Here is a 17,854-nt window from a genome sequence, read left to right on the forward strand (position 1 = left end):
ATGAATCATTTGCCGATATTATCAATTACACTGTTCATCCCCATCCTGGGAGCCATCTTAATCATGTGCCTGTCGGCGAACAGGCAAAAGGCAATTAAGTACATCGCTGCGGCGGCAACTTTTGTAAGTCTCATTTTGTCACTGCTGGTGTTCCTGAATTATGACCGCGCTGTGGGAGGAATGCAGTTTATCGAGCATATACCCTGGATTGCCGATCTGGGCGTCAGCTATGCTCTGGGGGTTGACGGCATCAGCATCCCTCTGCTGCTGTTGACCAATTTAATAGGTTTTAGTGCCGTATATGCTTCCTGGAATATAAAAGAGCGGGTCAAAGAGTTTTTCGTCCTGTTGCTGATTTTAATTACCGGGGTTATGGGAACATTTGTTACCACGGATCTATTTATTTTCTTCCTTTTCTATGAAGTGGTGGTCATTCCTATTTATTTGCTGGTCATTATGTTTGGTTCCTCCAAACGGGTAACCAAGGAATATGCCGGTATGAAACTGACTATCTATCTGCTCATTGGAAGTGCTTTCCTTCTGGTCGGATTAATAGCCCTTTTTGTAAAATCCAAAGCTTTGCTGGGATTCCCCAGTATGGATATTATGACTCTGGCTAAAATCAACTATCCGTTGGCTTTCCAGATATTTGCCTATGCGTTAATGGCTGTCGGTTTTGGCACCTTGCTATCGATGTTTCCCTTTCATGCCTGGTCACCGGATGGTTATGCCGGAGCCCCTACGGCGGTAAGTATGATCCATGCCGGGGTATTGAAGAAAATCGGCGGCTACGGCTTGATTAGGATCGGTCTTTTTATCCTGCCTGCGGGAGCCAAATATATTGCCCCGCTTATAGCGGTGCTGGCGATTTTTAACGTGGTATATGCAGCCTTTATCTGTCTAAGTCAAAAAGACCTTAAATATATCGTGGGTTATTCCAGTGTCAGTCACATGGGCTACGTTTTAATCGGTATTGCGGCATTAAATGTAATCAGTCTTAACGGTGCCGTTATGATGATGTTTGCCCATGGGGTTATGGCAGCTCTCTTCTTTGCCATGATCGGCAATCTTTATGAGAAAAGCCATACCCGCAATGTTAGTGACTTTGGCGGTCTGGCCCATCAGATGCCCCGCCTGGCAACAGGTTTTATGCTGGCCGGGTTGGCTTCATTGGGTCTGCCCGGTACGGTTAACTTTATAGGTGAGTTTACCATCTTTGTGGGCGCCTTCAGTGTCTATCGGGTAATCAGTATCATTGCTATTACCGGGATTATTCTAACCGCGGTATATATTTTGCGAACCCTGGGGGATGTCCTGTTTGGACCCCGCCGCGAGGAATGGGATCATTTGGAGGATCTGCAAGGGCCGGAAATGGTTCCTCTCATAGTCCTGGGAACGGCTATATTGATCGGCGGAATCCTGCCCTTTACAGTAATGGATTTGATTAACAGCGGGGTAGGACAGATCATAGCTCATATTGGAACAATCCAGATAGGGGGGATATTCTAATGAATTACAGCTTGCTTGCCCCGGAAATCCTCGCTACTGCAGTAGGTATGCTGGTTTTAATACTGGGACTGATCTTTAAGGATAGAGCCCGTCAAAGCGTGGGCATAATTTCACTTTTGTCTTTAGTGGCAGTACTAATTTTGGTTATACTGCGTTTCACTGACACTCAGGTTTTCTTTAACGGTATATACCAGGTGGATACTTATGCTAATTTTTTCAAAGCACTTTTCGCGTTGGCAGCCGTTTTAGTTATACTTAACTCCAGTCAATACATGGAACGCTTCGGGAATAAAAAGAGTGAGTTTTACGCCCTGATGATGTTTGCCACCGTGGGTATGATGGTAATGGCCTCGGCTGGGGATCTTTTAACCATCTATATCGGACTGGAACTAATGACGGTTAGCTTCTATATTCTGACCGCTTATTTGCTCGAAGATGAAACCTCATCTGAAGCCGGTCTGAAGTATTTGATATTAGGAGCCATATCTTCGGCAGTTCTACTCTTTGGCATGAGTCTCGTTTTTGCCTTAAGCGGTACTACAGTAATTACCCAGATAGCAGGTCAGATCAGTCGCGAACCGGCCTTGATTGCCGGGGTTATCCTCATAGCAGCCGGGTTTGCTTTTAAGATTGCGGCCGTGCCTTTCCACATGTGGGCTCCGGATATCTATCAGGGCGCGCCCACGCCGATCACCACATATTTGGCGGTAGGATCCAAGGCAGCGGGTTTTGCGGCTTTGTTAAGAATATTTATTTTTGCCATCCCTTTAACCCAATTCAATTGGTCTCTGGTTCTGGCAATACTGGCGGCATTGACGATGGTAGTTGGCAACCTGATTGCACTTACTCAGACCAACGTCAAACGTATGCTGGCTTATTCAAGCATTGCCCAGGCTGGTTACATCCTGGCCGGTTTGGCGGCAGCCAATCAATATGGTTTAAAAGGTGTGCTGTTCTATGCCATGTTGTATGTATTCTCCAATACCGGGGCCTTCGCGGTAGCCACTGCCGTAGAAGTAAATACCGGCAGCACCGACCGGGATGCCTTCAATGCGCTGGGTCAACGCTCACCCATGCTGGCTGCGGTTATGACAATTTGCTTGCTGTCCCTGGCGGGTATCCCGCCTATGGCTGGATTTGCGGGTAAATTTTATCTGTTTTCCGGGGCCATTCAGGCCGGTTACCTGTGGCTGGCCTTTATAGGTTTGCTTATGAGCATGATATCAGTATATTACTACCTATTGGTAGCCAAAGCCATGTATATAGGATCCAACCCCCAGACAGGAGCGATGACTGTCAAAGCTCCCGCCCGCTTGGCTCTCTGGGTCTGCCTCTTGGCTACAATATTGATCGGTGTTTATCCCGCACTCTTGTCAAATTGGGCCCAAACCGCCATTTCTATTTTCATGTAAACCATTGCAAGTTACACCGGGACTATTTTTGTAACCCTGTTACGAAGATAGTTTCCCGGTTTGTTTTTTATTGTAAAAATATAACTATTATGGAACAAAATATACTATAATACTTGTAACTAAATATAAAGGGGAGGGGAATTTATGTCAGCGAACTTTATCAACAGCACCCGAGACCATAAGTTTATCCTTAAAGAATGGCTGAATTTAGAGCAAGTCTTAGCTACGCCGCGATTTAAAGGCGGCTATAGTGTGGATGATATCGACTTTATCCTGGACAATGCCCTCAAAGGTGCCAGAGAAGTCGTGGCACCAACCTGCGAAGAAGCTGACCAAATTGGGTCGCGATTTGAAAACGGCCACGCCTTTATGCCTTCGGCATGCAAGGAAGCCTACCATTTTATCCAGCAAAATGGTTTTTGCAGCAGCAATAAAAACAAGAATGATCCCTCGGCTGTACCGTTAAGCGTTATGTGGTCCATGATGGAGTATATGATCGGAGCCAATCCTCATCTGGGAACCATTCTAGCAGGACCGGCAGCGGCCGGGGAAGTGCTGGAGGAATTCGGCAGCGATTATTTGCAGAGGACGTATGTTGATAAAATGTTTAGTGGTGAATGGACGGCTACTATGTGTCTGACCGAGCCGGGCGCCGGATCGGATGTGGGTGATTTGCTTACCCGCGCTTATCCAACCGGTGAACCCGGGGTCTACAACATAAAAGGAACCAAGTGTTTTATCAGCCATGCCGAAAACGGTATTTGCGACAATACCATTCACCTGGTGTTGGCCCGCATCGAGGGAGCTGCCCCCGGCACCAAAGGCCTTTCGCTATTTGTAATACCTCAGTTTTTTAGTGATGAAGATGGCCATATAACAGAACCTAATGATGTAAGTGTCAGCGGAATAGAACATAAGTTAGGGCTCAAGGGCAATGCCACCTGTGTTTTGAATTTCGGCGAAGAAGGTAAATGCAAGGGCTGGTTGGTGGGTGATCCTCCCGGAGAAGACGGGGTTGGCGCCGGAATGAAGCAGATGTTTAAAGTCATGAATGAGGAGCGTCTGATGACCGGACATGCAGCCCTTTCCTTGGCGGCGGTTGCATATCACAACGCAGTTGCCTACAGCCAGGAACGTATCCAAGGCCGCCCTCTGACCGATCCCAAAGGGGAACGGGTTCCGATTCTGCAACATGAAGACGTAAGGCGTATGCTATTGTTTCAAAAGTCTCACATCGAAGTATTCCGGGCAATGATTATTAATAACTTTTATTTACTGGATTTAGCCTATAATAGCCCTGATAAGAATTTAGCCAGGTATTGCGCTAACCTGGCAGAAGTTAACATACCTATTATTAAGGCTTACTGCAGTGATATGGCAATCGAGTGTATCTCTACTGCCATGCAATGTTATGGCGGTTATGGGTTTTCTGAGGAATATCCGATTGCCGAATTATATCGGGATTGCAGGATCTATCCCATCTGGGAAGGAACTAATTACATTCAGGCCATGGATCTGGTAGGCCGGAAATTTACCCTGGGCAAGGGCCAGGTGTTTGCCGACTGGTTAAAGGAGATTACCGATTTTGTAAATAAAAATGAGGGGACAAATGGATTTGAGCGGGAATTCGCCCTTATGGCTGAGGCATTGCAAAATTATCAGGGTATTCTGGCTACCCTGGGAAATTATATCGGTGAAAATAAAATTAGCATGATGCCTTTATTTGCTACCCGGATTCTGCATGCTACCGGGAAACTGTTGGGCGGAAAACTTATCCTGGATCAGGCCTTGCTGGCGCAAAGCAAAATCAACCAGCTAGGCAGTGAACACTTTGATTATGCGTTTTACAATGGCAAAATTGCCGCCGCTCGTTTTTACGTTCGCAACATTGTTCCGGAGATAGGAACCACACTTAGTATTTTCAAGGATGGGGATACCAGTGCCTTGGATATTATGGAAGAAGCATTTTTAGTTTAACCTGTTTTTGGCTCGGCACTCAGCTCGGCCCGGTAGTGGGTTAGTGGTAAATGGATTCTGCTGAGTGCCGGGTAGCTTCGGAATCAAATAGCTCCAATAATTCATGTTTATCTTCATATCCGACCAGCAAAAACAAAATATCTTTATTTCTTATCGTTGTATCACCGCGCGGGGTAATTATATCATCTTTGCGCACGATGGCAATAATAAGGCTGTCCTTGGGCAGAGGGAGATCCTGCAGCTGTTTGTCGACCAGATAGGAATCCTTCTCCACGTAATACTCCAACAGTTCAGCTCGGGTTTGCTCCAATGATATTAATTCCAAGGAATGAGGTGAAGTGCGCTTCTTCTTTACCAACAAATCCAGTTTTCCAGCAAAAAAGTCAATCGTTGAGCCCTGGACCAAAGCAGATATCAGCACTACAAAGAATACGATATTAAAGTAGTAGTTACCCTCCGGCAAACCGGCTGCGGCAGGATAAGTAGCCAGGACTATAGGAACCGCTCCCCTAATACCCCCCCAGCATAGAAAAACCCTCTCCTTTAAGGAATAATCCCAAAATAACGTGGACAAGAATACCGCCAAGGGGCGGGCGACTAAGATCAGTATCAGGGCAACAACTACACCTTGTTTCCAGAAAGTCAGGATTTCGGACGGAAAAACCAACAGGCCCAGCATTAAAAACAGCCAGACATTGCTAAACGTAGAAAGTCCTTCTAAAAAGCGGGAAATACCTTGTTTATAAACGAACTCAGCGTTGCCCACATAAAAGCCGGCAATATATACCGCTAAAAAACCATTGGTTTTTAGTTGATCGGCTAATCCAAAACTCAAAAAGCATACACCTAGAATTAAAACGTAGTAAAAACCCCCATTATCCAATCTGGCCCGGTTGAATAGATGGGGGCTGAGTTTACCGATGAGATAGCCAATGGCTAAGCCAGCGGTTATCTGCCAGGCCAGATTAAGCAGAAAAAGAAATGGGTTTGATAATGTCCCCAGCATATAGTCGATGATCAGGATGGTCAAAATAATCGCCATCGGGTCATTGGAGGCAGATTCTATTTCTAAAGTCGCGGCTGTTTTAGGCTGGATACTTTTATTGCGAAACAAGGCAAAAACAGCTGCGGCATCGGTGGAAGAAATAATCGCGCCGATTAGTATGGAAGATTCAAGGCTCAAACCGATAACCAAATGAAAAAGAATACCGGCTGAGGCAGCCGTAATGATAATACCCACCGTTGCTAGAGAAAATGCCGGCTTAAAGGCTACTTTCAACAGCTCTTTTTTGGTATTAAAGCCACCCTCAAATAAAATAATGATCAAAAAGGCGGTAGCCACCTTTTGGGCCAGCACAGGATTATCAAAATATATCAGGTTTAAACCATCACTGCCAAAAATCATGCCTAATACCAGGAAAACAATCATGCCTGGTATCCCTAAACGATCCGCCAGTTTGGTGGAAAAGGTTGCCAGTAATAACAGCAACGCTAATAACAGTATCATTTTAATCTCCTCAGTTTTTTATTCTAACATAGAAAGGCTGGTTAATGGTACGGAGTTTCCCGACTTATGCCTCATGTATTATAAGCATTATATTTTCCAAGAAATCGCAGGCAGTAACACGAAATCAGGAAGAGGGACGCTTTTAGGGTATTTTTCGCTAATTGTGGAAATATTGTACTTACTAATTATAATGTTTATAATTTTAGCCAGTAATATGCTGCGCAAGCCAAAAGCGATTATTTATCCTAAATAATAAAGGAGTTGATTAATTGATACCTCATAATTGCAGTTACGACGAGGTGCTGAAACAATTTCAGGTTAATTCTGATAGCGGTTTAAGTGCTGAAGATGCCTCTAACCGTTTGGCCCAATATGGTCTTAACAAGCTGGAGGAGGGCAAAAGGAAATCCAACCTGCAACGTTTTGGCGAACAGTTTGCAGATGTTATGATTATAATCTTGCTTATTGCGGCAGCAATTTCGTTTACTGTTGCCTGGTATGAAGGAAAAGGGTTTTTTGAACCTTTTTTAATACTGCTGGTAGTGGTGCTTAATGCCATTATAGGCGTAGTACAAGAGGGCAAGGCCGAAAAGGCCCTGGATGCTTTAAAAGATCTATCCGCTCCCCATGCCCGGGTAATCCGCGATGGGAAGGAAATGGTTATCGAGGCTTTTAGTCTGGTACCGGGTGATATTATCAGCCTTAATGCCGGTGATTACGTACCGGCTGACGCCAGAATCATCCGCTCAGCCAGCTTAAAATCCGAAGAGTCAGCCTTAACCGGCGAATCAGTCCCCAGTGAAAAGGATGGTGAAGCCCTGAGCGATGCAAGTGCATCTTTGGGTGACCGCATAAACATGGTATACTCCGGATGCAGTATCACTTCCGGAACGGCCCGCGCAGTAGTCGTAAGTACGGGGATGAATACGGAGATGGGCAAAATCGCCCGGCTTCTGGATGCTGAGGGTGATACCCGAACCCCGCTGCAGCACAAACTGGCGGAAATGGGTAAATATATAGGTTTTATGGCTGTAGGCATTTGTGTCATTATTTTCATTATTGGTCTGGTTTACGGCATGAATGTCATGGAAATATTTATGATTGCGGTAGCGTTAGCTGTATCTGCTATTCCCGAAGGCCTGCCGGCGATTGTAACGATTGTCCTGGCTGTGGGAGTACAGCGCATGGTCAAAAAAAATGCTATTATCAGGAAGTTGCCGGCGGTTGAAACCCTGGGCAGCGCCTCAGTGATATGTTCTGATAAGACCGGAACCTTGACCCAAAACCAGATGACTCTGGTCAAAGCCTTCGATGCGGCCAGCGAAACTATTGAGGATATCAGCACTGCTAATTCGCCGGTTATAAAAAAGCTCCTTAAGTATGCAACCCTTTGCTCGGACGGTACGGTAGAATTTGAGGACGGCAGGGAGTGTCATATTGGTGATCCTACCGAGACTTCCATCGTAATGGCCGCCTATAAAAACGGTTTGACCAAAGCAGATTTAAACCGTCTATATCCGCGCCAGGCGGAACTGCCTTTTGACTCCGAACGGAAGCTGATGAGCACTGTGAATATAATTGACGGTAAAAACATCGTCATCGTCAAGGGGGCGATCGATGTTCTGGCGGGCAGATGCATCGCCGGTAACGTGGAAGCCGGACGTAAACACGCTGAGGAGTTAAGTCGGCAAGCCCTGCGCATACTGGCAGTAGCCTGGAAAGAAATCGATACCATACCGGCCATTCTTACCAGTGAAGAACTGGAGAACGGGCTTACCTTTATGGGACTGGTCGGCATGATTGATCCGCCCCGCCCTGAAGCCCGGGAGGCCGTGGCGGTGTGTCGGAAGGCGGGCATTAAGCCGGTTATGATAACCGGTGATCATGTGGTAACTGCTGCGGCTATTGCTAAAGATCTGGGCATCTTGCTGGACGGTGACGATGCTATTAACGGTACTGAATTGTTGGACATGACTGATGCCGAACTAAAAGCACGGGTACCAAGTGTTTCAGTATATGCGCGGGTTTCGCCGGAAGATAAAATACGTATTGTGCGGGCCTGGCAGGGTCATGGTGCAGTCGTATCCATGACCGGGGATGGTGTTAATGATGCGCCGGCACTGAAAGCAGCCGATATTGGGTGTGCCATGGGTATTACCGGAACTGACGTGGCCAAAGGTGCTTCTGATATGATCCTGACCGATGATAATTTCGCCACTATCGTTGATGCGGTTCACCAGGGGCGTGGTATTTATGATAATATCAAAAAGACGGTCGGGTTCCTGTTGGGAACCAATATAGGCGAAGTGCTGACGGTTTTTGTGGCTATGCTGGTCTGGCAGGCTTCCCCTTTGCTGGCCGTGCATCTGCTGTGGATAAATCTGGTAACCGACAGTTTGCCTGCGATTGCCCTGGGAATGGAGCCGGTGGAAAAGGATGTGATGGAGCGCAAACCCCGTCCCAAAGGAGAAAATATCTTTGCCCACGGATATGGAATCCGCATCCTGTTACAAGGAACCATGTTTGCGATGTTGACATTAACCGGTTTTTTAATAGCGTGGCAAAGTACCGGAGATATAACGTCCGGCCGTACCATGGCCTTTATCGTTCTAGCCGTTTCCCAGGTAATTCACGCTTTTAATATGCGCTCTGACCATTCTTTGTTTGCAACCGGAATTTTTACCAACCCGTATTTAAATGGAGCAGCTCTAATATCATTTAGTTTAATTTCAATTATAGTCTTAGTCCCTTCGGTAACCAATGCCTTTAGTTTAACGCAGCTGCCTGTCCCCATGTATATCTTGGCATTGGGCCTGGCGCTGGTTCCCGTAGTGGTATTGGAATTATCCAAGGCCTTTGGGCTGGTCAGGCATCAACATCAATAAACCAATGACAAGGGATGTTGACAAACCACCTGTCTATTTAGAAAGGGCCGGAGAGCTTTTATTTTCTGACTTAAGTGGTTAGAATAATTTATAAACGGTAATTACGTTAGTGTTAGATGAAGGATAGGGGGTTTTACACTTTGGCTGAACATAAAAGCAAGAAACGTGAACAGATCGACAATAAATACAAATGGAACCTAAAAGCTATATACCCTGATGAAAATATCTGGGAAGAGGATTATAAAACTGTTAAAAACCTGGCCGGTCAACTGGTTGCGTTGCAGGGAAGCATGGGTCAGTCAGCCGATGCTTTGCTCCAGGTATTGCAGTTGTCAGATGAACTGGGACGCAAAACTGAAAAGCTGTACGTTTATGCCCGCATGCGGCGCGATGAAGATAATGCTGTCAATCTCTATCAAGCCTTGTTCGATCGCGCTGAATCACTAGGTGTGGAGGTAAATAGTGCGGGTGCTTTCATAGTTCCAGAAATATTAACTATACCAGAAGAAAAGCTCTCGGTTTTTTTGAAGGAAAACCAGGAACTGGCAGTGTACCAACATTTTATTGATGAAATTTTGCGGCAGAAGGCTCATATCCTTTCGGCGCAGGAAGAGCGTTTATTGGCAATGGCGGCAGATCTCTCCATGGCCTCACATAATATTTTCACCATGCTTAATAATGCCGATATTAAATTTCCGATTATCCGTGATGAGGAAGGCCATGAGGTTGAACTGACCAAAGGGCGTTATGGCAGTTTTATGGAGAGTTCCAACCGTCAGGTACGCCATGATGCCTTTAAGGGCCTCTACGGCTCTTACCGTAAACTGATCAATACCCTGGGGGCCAGCCTTGGCTCCAGTGTGAAAAAGGATATTTTTTATGCCCGGGCCCGAAATTATCCGTCGGCGCTGGAGGCCTCCCTGGATGGGGATAATGTTCCTTTGCAGGTATATAACCACCTGATTGAGGCAGTTCATGCCCATATGGAGCCCATGCACCGTTATATGAGGGTTCGCCGGGAGTTGTTGGGCGTTGACGAGTTGCATATGTACGATATATATACTCCCCTGGTGCAAGAATATAAAGTAAAAGTGCCTTATGAAGAAGCCCAACAGAAGATACTGGAGGCATTAAGCCCTTTAGGCCCTGAATATGCCAAACTCCTGCAGGAAGGTTTTCAAGGCGGCTGGATTGATGTTTATGAAAATGAAGGCAAAACCAGCGGGGCATACTCCTGGGGAACGTATGATACTAATCCTTATGTTTTAATGAACTATGATGAGAAACTGGATGATATGTTCACCTTGGCTCATGAGATGGGGCATTCCCTGCATAGTTATTATTCCAATCACCACCAGCCCTATGTAAATGCTCAGTATTCAATATTTGTAGCCGAAGTGGCCTCTACGGTTAATGAGTCGTTATTGATTGACTATCTGCTGGAACACAGCCAGGATAAAAAAGAAAAGATCTATCTGCTCAATCATTATCTGGAACAGTTCCGAGGTACGGTTTATCGTCAAACCATGTTTGCGGAGTTTGAGAAAATTGTGCATGAAAAGGCTGAACTGGGGGAAGCGCTGACTCCGGAATTGTTTAACAAGATTTACCGGGACTTAAATAAAATCTACTATGGACCGGATGTTTGCCTGGACGAGGAAATTGATCTGGAATGGGCACGTATCCCCCATTTTTATTCAGCCTTCTATGTTTACAAATACGCCACCGGTTTTTCTGCGGCCACAGCAATCAAAGAAGCCATCTTGCAGGAAGGTCAGCCGGCGGTAGCAAGATACCTGGAGTTTTTAAAATCGGGCGGTTCGGACTATCCCATCAATCAGCTTAAGAGAGCCGGGGTTGATCTGACTACCTCCCGACCGGTGGAAAACGCCCTGCAATACTTTGAAAAACTTTTGGCAGAATTCGAAGAACTCGTGAAGTAAGAGACGCGGATAGCGCGGCTACCTTAACTATGAAAGAAAGAAGTTCATATCAGCAGTACCTGTAGGGTGATGGCGCGGATTTACGCGGTCATTTTTGGCGCTGATTAACACTGGTTTGTGTACTCGGCGTCTAAAAAGAACCGCGTTTTTCTATTAACCCTGCCTGGCCGAAGGCTCAACCTTAATAGTCACCGCAAAGTAAAATATGTAGTAGGGTGCAGTCACCTTTAAATAATAGCTGTGTTAGTTCGGGATTAGAAAGCTTCGTTTCCTTGCATAACCGGATCATATTAAAAACCCTGCTGCTAGGGCATCTGTTGCTCCTATAACGGTTGCTATTATGGAAGAAGCGTTATCTGCGTCTATTATCCCTTCTTTTGGTTATCGCATAATATATTAAAGCAAAATTGCGCATAACTATATAGAGATTATTGCGCTAAGGAGGTTCTTCGTAATTGGATGAGATAAACCGCGCCGGCATCTTTGACGAAAAAATGAAGGAAATACTAGACGGACTGGATGATTACAAAGATTACGACCTGGTAATTGGCATTCCTTTCTATAATGAGAAACATGATTTACCTGAAGTATTAAGGTCTATAGATGAAGTCCTGCAAAACTGGATAGGAAGAAGGCAGCTGATAGTATGCGTGGGGGATGCAGGCGGGACAGAGACCTTGCAAGCCATAGAAGGTTTATCCCTTAAACACCCGCACTTGGAATTCCTATTGCCCCAGGAGGCCGGTGGGCGGGGTATGAGGATTCGAGCTTTAATTGAGATTGCCCAAAAAATGCAAGTCGATCTTATAATTTTTAAATCGCAAATGGAAGGCACTTCGGGGCTGGGGATAGATGCCAACTGGCTGGAAAGCCTGTTAACACCTATTCAAGGTCAGTACGATATGGTATTGGGAAGTTTAAGGCAGCATTGCGGGATTGATAGTATTGCCTATATGCTGGCAGCTCCCATCCTCGAATCGTTTTATGGCAGCAGGCTCAGTGATCCCCTGGGGGGGATATACGCTATCGCGCATGATCTGGTTGAGGAGTTGGCCAGTGAAGCCAAGTTTTGGACGGATAGCATTAGGGGAGCCGGTATTGATTTCTGGATAATGACCAGGGCCTTGTGTTGGAACAAGGAAATCTGTGAGGTTAGTATGGGGGGAACGATTAAAGCCCCCACCTTGGAAAACAGGAATAGGGTTTTCCGCGAAATGGCCCAGACCATATTTGAATGCCTGCGCCGGGACAGCGCAGTATGGCTCAAAGACCGACTTATTATCAAGGTTACTGACATCCTGGCCCGCAACCGGGTGGAAAAAGCCGATGTGCCGGAATACTCTTCGGCCGAACTTTGGCAGGGATTTAAGATGTATTATGATAAATCTGCACAGGTGTTGGAGGAATTCTTGCCTGCAGAGACAGTAAACGAACTGCTCAATGCAATGGAGTCAAATTACGAGACATTCCACTTGCGTGATGAGATATGGGTCGACAGTATTTATACTTTTTTGATGCAATATGTCTATGGAGAAGAAGCTCGCCAAACTGAATTATTGGATGCGTTAACCGCCTTGTATAACGGCAAAATAGCCAGTCACGCTAATAAAATGCATAGTTTTTACGACCAGATACAAAACCTGGGGCTGATAGAACGGGATGAATTAATGGTTCAAAAAATGGAATCCATTCGCCAGCATCTGACCGAGGAATTTTGGAGAAAAAAACCGTATTTGAGCAATGCTTGGGCTGCTCGGGCGGAACAGAACAAACCCCCGCTCGTACCACTGGCTTATATGGAATATATACCTAACCGCCCCATTGTCGTTCCAAAGAAGATCAGTGGAAAAGACAAACGGATCGTCCAGACCGATGATGTTTTTAAACAACTGCGCAAGCGTTATGAAGAGCGTTTTAACCGTTTTATAAGTGAGGGACTGGGGTTAAGCACTGAGGCTAAATCAGAGGAGATCATTGCGGCGGTAGAGAATTTCATGGGCGAGGCTGAACAGGCTATTGATGAGCTCCTGCCCGGCAACCTATATGAAATGGAAGGTCTAAAACAGTTTGTGGACGCACTTTTTAAACTGGTGCCCCATCAGCGCATGTTTACCGTGCAGGGCGAACTTTTAAGAGAAATGCTAATTAGGTTTCCGCCCAGCAATCTGATGATACCTCTGGGTTATTACCGGCCGGCCGACTTGATTAAGGAAATGGATGTTCGTGATGCAGTAACTTATGCCAACCTGGTGGAAAGCTGGAGCTATACGGATCGAGACCTGGCCTGGCTGGCTGAACAGCTCAAGCCGGAAAGTTTTGAGTGGGTCGATATCAAACCGATTATATTTGATCAGGCTTCTGCGGCGGGTATCTGGTCCCATAACAAAATGACCAATTTAAACCGCGTTACTGCCCGTATCACTATAAAAGCCTTGGAAAATCAAAGGGGGGGAAAATATCCCAAACTCAGATATTTTACTTCGATTATACGTAGACTTTGTTTGGCCGAGTCGTATTCCAAATTGTTCCAGCAGAATGTGAAGGAAAGGAAAAATATTGGGCAAAAGGCTCGCAATACCTTGACATCTATTGAAAAAGGCGATGATTTCTCAGTACTTAAGATATTTGAGAACTATGTGCAAAGAGCGTTGGTTGAAAAAATAAGAATCGTTGCCAATAACCTGATTGCCCAGGGACACCCTGAACAGGCTCGGATTTTTCAGTTGATGGCAGACAGTTACGGATTAAGCCAGGTATTGGAAAACGGAACTTTTCTTAGCTGCACTGTATGGAGTTGGGCGAGTTATAGTTTTAAAGGCGGTTTAAAAATCCCAACACCCTTAACTACCAGTATTGAAGGACGTTGGTTTAACCATGAATTCCTGGAGGTTCTTTATAAAGAACTGGGCTATGATGATAAAGAGATAATGCAAACCGTATTCCGTTCCATCCAGGCCGGAAGGAGCGGTATGAGTTTATTGGACTCCTTGCTGCCGCATCGGCCCAAAGACGTAACTGTGGTGGTCCAGGAGACTACCAATGAACCGAGTAAGAACCTGCATCGTTTTATCGGCAACCCTTTGTTAGAACCGATCAGCGAGCACGATTGGGAGTCAAAATACGTGTTAAACCCAGGTGCATTGCGTATAGACGACAAGGTTTACCTGTTCTATCGCGCCGTAGGCAAGGATAACGTATCATATATAGGTTTAGCCATCACCGATGGCTATCGTGTTTTGGAAAGGCTTCCAGAGCCGGTGTTTTCCCCGATTATTCCTGAAGAAATAATGGGCTGTGAAGATCCCCGTTTAATAATTATTGAGGATCGTATCTGGATGCTATATACGGCCTATGACGGAAATATTGCCCAGATTGCCGCAGCTTCTATCGATATTCAGGATTTCCTGGAGCGGAAATACGACCAATGGCAAAGGGAAGGGTTGGCTTTTAAAAATATCTGGGATAAGGATGCTATTTTGTTTCCGGAAAGAATCAAAGGTAAATATATCCTTTATCACCGTATTGAGCCCAGTATGTGGATCACTTATATGCAGGAACTGACTTTTCCCTGCTGGGAAAAACACGCCATAATAATTGGTCCCCGCCCTGGCCGGATGTGGGATTCATTGAAAATCGGGGCAGGTGCTCAGCCGATCAAGACCCGCTATGGATGGCTTTTAATCTATCATGGCGTGGATTATAACTATGTTTATCGTCTGGGGGTTATCCTGGTGGATCTGGAAAACCCGCAAAAGGTAATCTACCGTTCTCCCAATCCCATTTTAGAACCAGTGGAGGATTATGAATTGGGTCTATCCGGAGGTTGGGTTCCCAATGTGGTATTTACCTGCGGCGCGGTTGCCAGTTCTGACAAGGAAATCTTGGAAGATGATGATGAAATCCTGGTATATTACGGCGCGGCCGATACCAGTATAGGCTTGGCCAGCGCAACCTTGGCCGAACTCATTCCTGAGAAATTCCGGCAGATCTAGTGTCCGGCATTTAACAAGCTGGATAGCAGGGAACGTCACTGGGGAAAACCAATTTCGCTTTCGCGTATTCCTTCTTCCATTATTAAGTGTCGGTTTTTTTCGAATACAGATATATACCAAACATGATATTCCAATAACATCTTAACTACCATGCCCGCAAGGGTGCAACCTTAATCGTTACCGCAGGTAACATCGGTGGTGCCCGTAAGGGTGCAACCTTAGTAGTTACCGCAGGTAACATCAGTGGTGCCCGTAAGGGTGCAACCTTAGTAGTTACCGCAGGTAACATCAGTGGTGCCCGTAAGGGTGCAACCTTAGTAGTTACCGCAGGTAACACCAGTGGTGCCCGTAAGGGTACAAAATTAACAGGATTAATGTATCGGCAGCGGTAGTGAAATAATATCTAAAAAATGCGTGAATCTGCATAAATCCGAGTATATCCGAGCCTATTATCTCATTGACTATTCTTAATTAATAAAATAGGTAAAGATTTTAAAGAAATATTAATTTTCAAGGAGGAATAAAAAGAAACATGGAGAAAATTACCATAATAAACTTTTAAATGTAAGATAACCAATCGGGAGGGATCGTGATGCAATTGATTTTCGATGATATCGAAACTATAGATAACAAATATTATCCGGTTCTTAAAACCAAACAGAACAGGCAGTTTGAAGATCGATATCGCCTGATCGCAGATCATGCTTCAGATATGATTGTTATTATCAAGCCTGAGAGCCTGGAGCTTTGTTACGTTAGCCCTTCCTTTGAAAAGGTGATGGGATATTATGAAGCAGAGATATTGGGGCATAAATGCCTGCACTTTATTTTTCCCGCTGACCGAGCCGCCGCACTTAAAGGTATAAGAGAAGGGATTGAGATGGGGTTTGGGATGTCTCGTTTCCGGATGATAAAAAAAGACCAAACCTCCTTATGGGTTGAAGCCTTGGGAAAAAACATCAATAGTGAAGTAAATAAAAACGAGATCCTAATCGTTATTCGCGATATATCACAGCAAAAACTAACCGAGAAGGCACTTAAAGAAAGCGAATTGCGTCTGCGCAGAATCACCGACAATATGCTGGACGGTGTCTGCACACTGAGTGAATCCGGTATTTTTGATTATGTAAGCCCTTCTCATCAGTCCATAATGGGATTTACCCCGGATGAACTGGTCGGCAAACATAATTTTAACCTGCTGCATCCGGATGACCGCGGCCGTTTAAAAAAGTTTTTTACTACTTTGATAAACACCGATTCCGGCGGTACGATCGAATATCGGGCATTGCACAAAAAAGGGTATTATGTCTGGTTGGAATCGGTGGGGCGGGTATTTATTAATGAGAGTAACGGCAGCAAACAATGTGTGGTTGCCAGCAGAGATATTACCACGCGCAAACAGGCTGAGTCAGAGTTGCGCCAGCGGGAAGAGGATCTGCGCTATAAAGTGGAATACCTGAATACCTTGATTAATAACATGAATGAGCTTTGCTATACATACGATAAAGACTTTTTAATATCCTTTGTCAATCAGAAAACATTGGATGTAACCGGTTATAGCCAGGAGGATCTGCTGGGAAAATCGTTCGTTCACTTTATCCCTGAATCCGACCAGGAAAAAGTCATGCAGCAGGTCAGAAAAAGATTTAGTTCCGGCAATACCAGCGTTCATGAACATCGCATAATCAGCAAGGATGGGCGTGAACTGCTGCTTAAGGTCAAGAGTTCCGCCGTATTTGAACAAGGCGGAATTACCTGTGGACTGGTGCTGGCTGAAGATATTACCCAACAGCGCAAAATCGAAAAAGAGATGGCTAGGTTAGGACAGTTGAATACTGTGGGAGAAATGGCCGCTAGTATTGGCCATGAAATCAGAAATCCAATGACTACGGTACAGGGTTTCCTGCAGATGATGAGCCAGAACGAAAATCTTAAGGAACAACGCCCTTATTTTGATTTGATGTTGGAAGAACTATCCCGGGCCAATTCCATAATTACTGAGTTTCTTTCCTTAGCCAAGGATAAAATGGTATATCTTAAAAAATATAACCTTAATAGGATTGTGCAGGCTTTGGCGCCTTTATTGGTCGCCGATGCCATAAAAGAAGATAAAGGTATCATGTTCCAGTTAGATGATATTCCAGAAGTGCTTTTGGATGAAAAGGAAATCCGGCAGCTTATATTAAACCTGGTACGCAATGGGCTGGAAGCCATGCCGGCCGGGGGAAAGATCACAATTAAAACTTCCCAGGAAGAAAATGAAGTAATTTTATCTATACAAGATCAAGGAACAGGAATCGCTCCAGAGATAAAAGATCAATTAGGAACCCCCTTTCTGAGCAGTAAAGAAAATGGTATCGGTCTGGGACTGGCGGTTTGCTACAGTATCGTGGCCCGTCATAATGCCAACATGGATTTTGAAACCTGCCCAGAAGGTACAATTTTCAGGGTTAAATTTAAACAACCTAAAGAGTAGAGACGGTCTCATAGCAAAACCAAACAGAATATAATTATTTTCGTTGTAGGTAGCGTCAATCAGGCGGTGCCCAATTTTTTATCGTAACCCCCTGAACCCCCGGGCTCTTTATTGAAATAAAAAGGAAAGTAAGGTAAATTATTAGTAATAAGG

The 17,854-nt window shown here is 45.2% G+C and carries 8 protein-coding genes; 7 read left to right on the top strand and 1 reads right to left on the bottom strand.

Going from position 1 to position 17,854, the window contains the following annotated elements; genetic code table 11:
* The 3 genes from AAV90_RS04575 (at position 1) to AAV90_RS04585 (ending at position 4,898) form a co-directional block, all read left to right on the top strand.
* A complete protein-coding gene (locus tag AAV90_RS04575; protein ID WP_046496320.1) occupies positions 1 to 1,509 on the top strand; it encodes a complex I subunit 4 family protein in 1,509 nt (502 codons plus the stop codon).
* The gene (locus AAV90_RS04580; protein WP_052729608.1) at positions 1,509 to 2,921 is read left to right on the top strand and encodes an NADH-quinone oxidoreductase subunit N; all 1,413 of its coding nucleotides are present in this window, start codon (positions 1,509 to 1,511) and stop codon (positions 2,919 to 2,921) included. Before AAV90_RS04575 ends, AAV90_RS04580 begins: the two co-directional genes overlap by 1 nt.
* Positions 2,922 to 3,065: 144 nt before the next feature.
* Positions 3,066 to 4,898 carry an acyl-CoA dehydrogenase gene (locus tag AAV90_RS04585; RefSeq protein ID WP_046496324.1) on the top strand — a complete coding sequence of 611 codons (1,833 nt, stop codon included), beginning with the start codon at positions 3,066 to 3,068 and terminating at the stop codon, positions 4,896 to 4,898.
* 40 nt (positions 4,899 to 4,938) lie between these two features.
* Here the strand turns inward: AAV90_RS04585 and AAV90_RS04590 are convergent, their stop codons facing one another.
* Positions 4,939 to 6,405, bottom strand: coding sequence for a potassium/proton antiporter (locus AAV90_RS04590; protein ID WP_046496327.1), 1,467 nt, complete (start codon positions 6,403 to 6,405; stop codon positions 4,939 to 4,941).
* A 269-nt stretch (positions 6,406 to 6,674) separates the two neighbouring features.
* Here AAV90_RS04590 and AAV90_RS04595 point away from each other — a divergent pair, with 269 nt between their 5' ends.
* From AAV90_RS04595 to AAV90_RS14020, 4 genes are all read left to right on the top strand, one after another.
* On the top strand, positions 6,675 to 9,290 hold the full coding sequence (locus AAV90_RS04595) for a calcium-translocating P-type ATPase, PMCA-type (RefSeq protein WP_046496328.1): 2,616 nt from the start codon (positions 6,675 to 6,677) through the stop codon (positions 9,288 to 9,290).
* Positions 9,291 to 9,406: 116 nt separating this feature from the next.
* On the top strand, positions 9,407 to 11,233 hold the full coding sequence (gene pepF / locus AAV90_RS04600) for an oligoendopeptidase F (RefSeq protein WP_046496330.1): 1,827 nt from the start codon (positions 9,407 to 9,409) through the stop codon (positions 11,231 to 11,233).
* Positions 11,234 to 11,688: 455 nt separating this feature from the next.
* Complete coding sequence (locus tag AAV90_RS15100; RefSeq protein ID WP_198142812.1) at positions 11,689 to 15,225, top strand: glycoside hydrolase family 130 protein; 3,537 nt, start codon at positions 11,689 to 11,691, stop codon at positions 15,223 to 15,225.
* A 592-nt stretch (positions 15,226 to 15,817) separates the two neighbouring features.
* A complete protein-coding gene (locus tag AAV90_RS14020; RefSeq protein WP_052729609.1) occupies positions 15,818 to 17,701 on the top strand; it encodes a PAS domain-containing sensor histidine kinase in 1,884 nt (627 codons plus the stop codon).
* Positions 17,702 to 17,854: the final 153 nt, after the last annotated feature.

This window comes from Syntrophomonas zehnderi OL-4 (assembly GCF_000983115.1).
Classification (GTDB): domain Bacteria; phylum Bacillota; class Syntrophomonadia; order Syntrophomonadales; family Syntrophomonadaceae; genus Syntrophomonas_B; species Syntrophomonas_B zehnderi.

What these genes read in the sequence shown, in the direction of transcription:
- AAV90_RS04575 (WP_046496320.1), top strand. Translation starts at nt 1, where the DNA reads ATGAATCATTTGCCGATATTATCAATTACACTGTTCATCCCCATCCTG.
- AAV90_RS04580 (WP_052729608.1), top strand. Translation starts at nt 1,509, where the DNA reads ATGAATTACAGCTTGCTTGCCCCGGAAATCCTCGCTACTGCAGTAGGT.
- AAV90_RS04585 (WP_046496324.1), top strand. Translation starts at nt 3,066, where the DNA reads ATGTCAGCGAACTTTATCAACAGCACCCGAGACCATAAGTTTATCCTT.
- AAV90_RS04590 (WP_046496327.1), bottom strand. Translation starts at nt 6,405, where the DNA reads ATGATACTGTTATTAGCGTTGCTGTTATTACTGGCAACCTTTTCCACC.
- pepF (WP_046496330.1), top strand. Translation starts at nt 9,407, where the DNA reads ATGAAGGATAGGGGGTTTTACACTTTGGCTGAACATAAAAGCAAGAAA.
- AAV90_RS14020 (WP_052729609.1), top strand. Translation starts at nt 15,818, where the DNA reads ATGCAATTGATTTTCGATGATATCGAAACTATAGATAACAAATATTAT.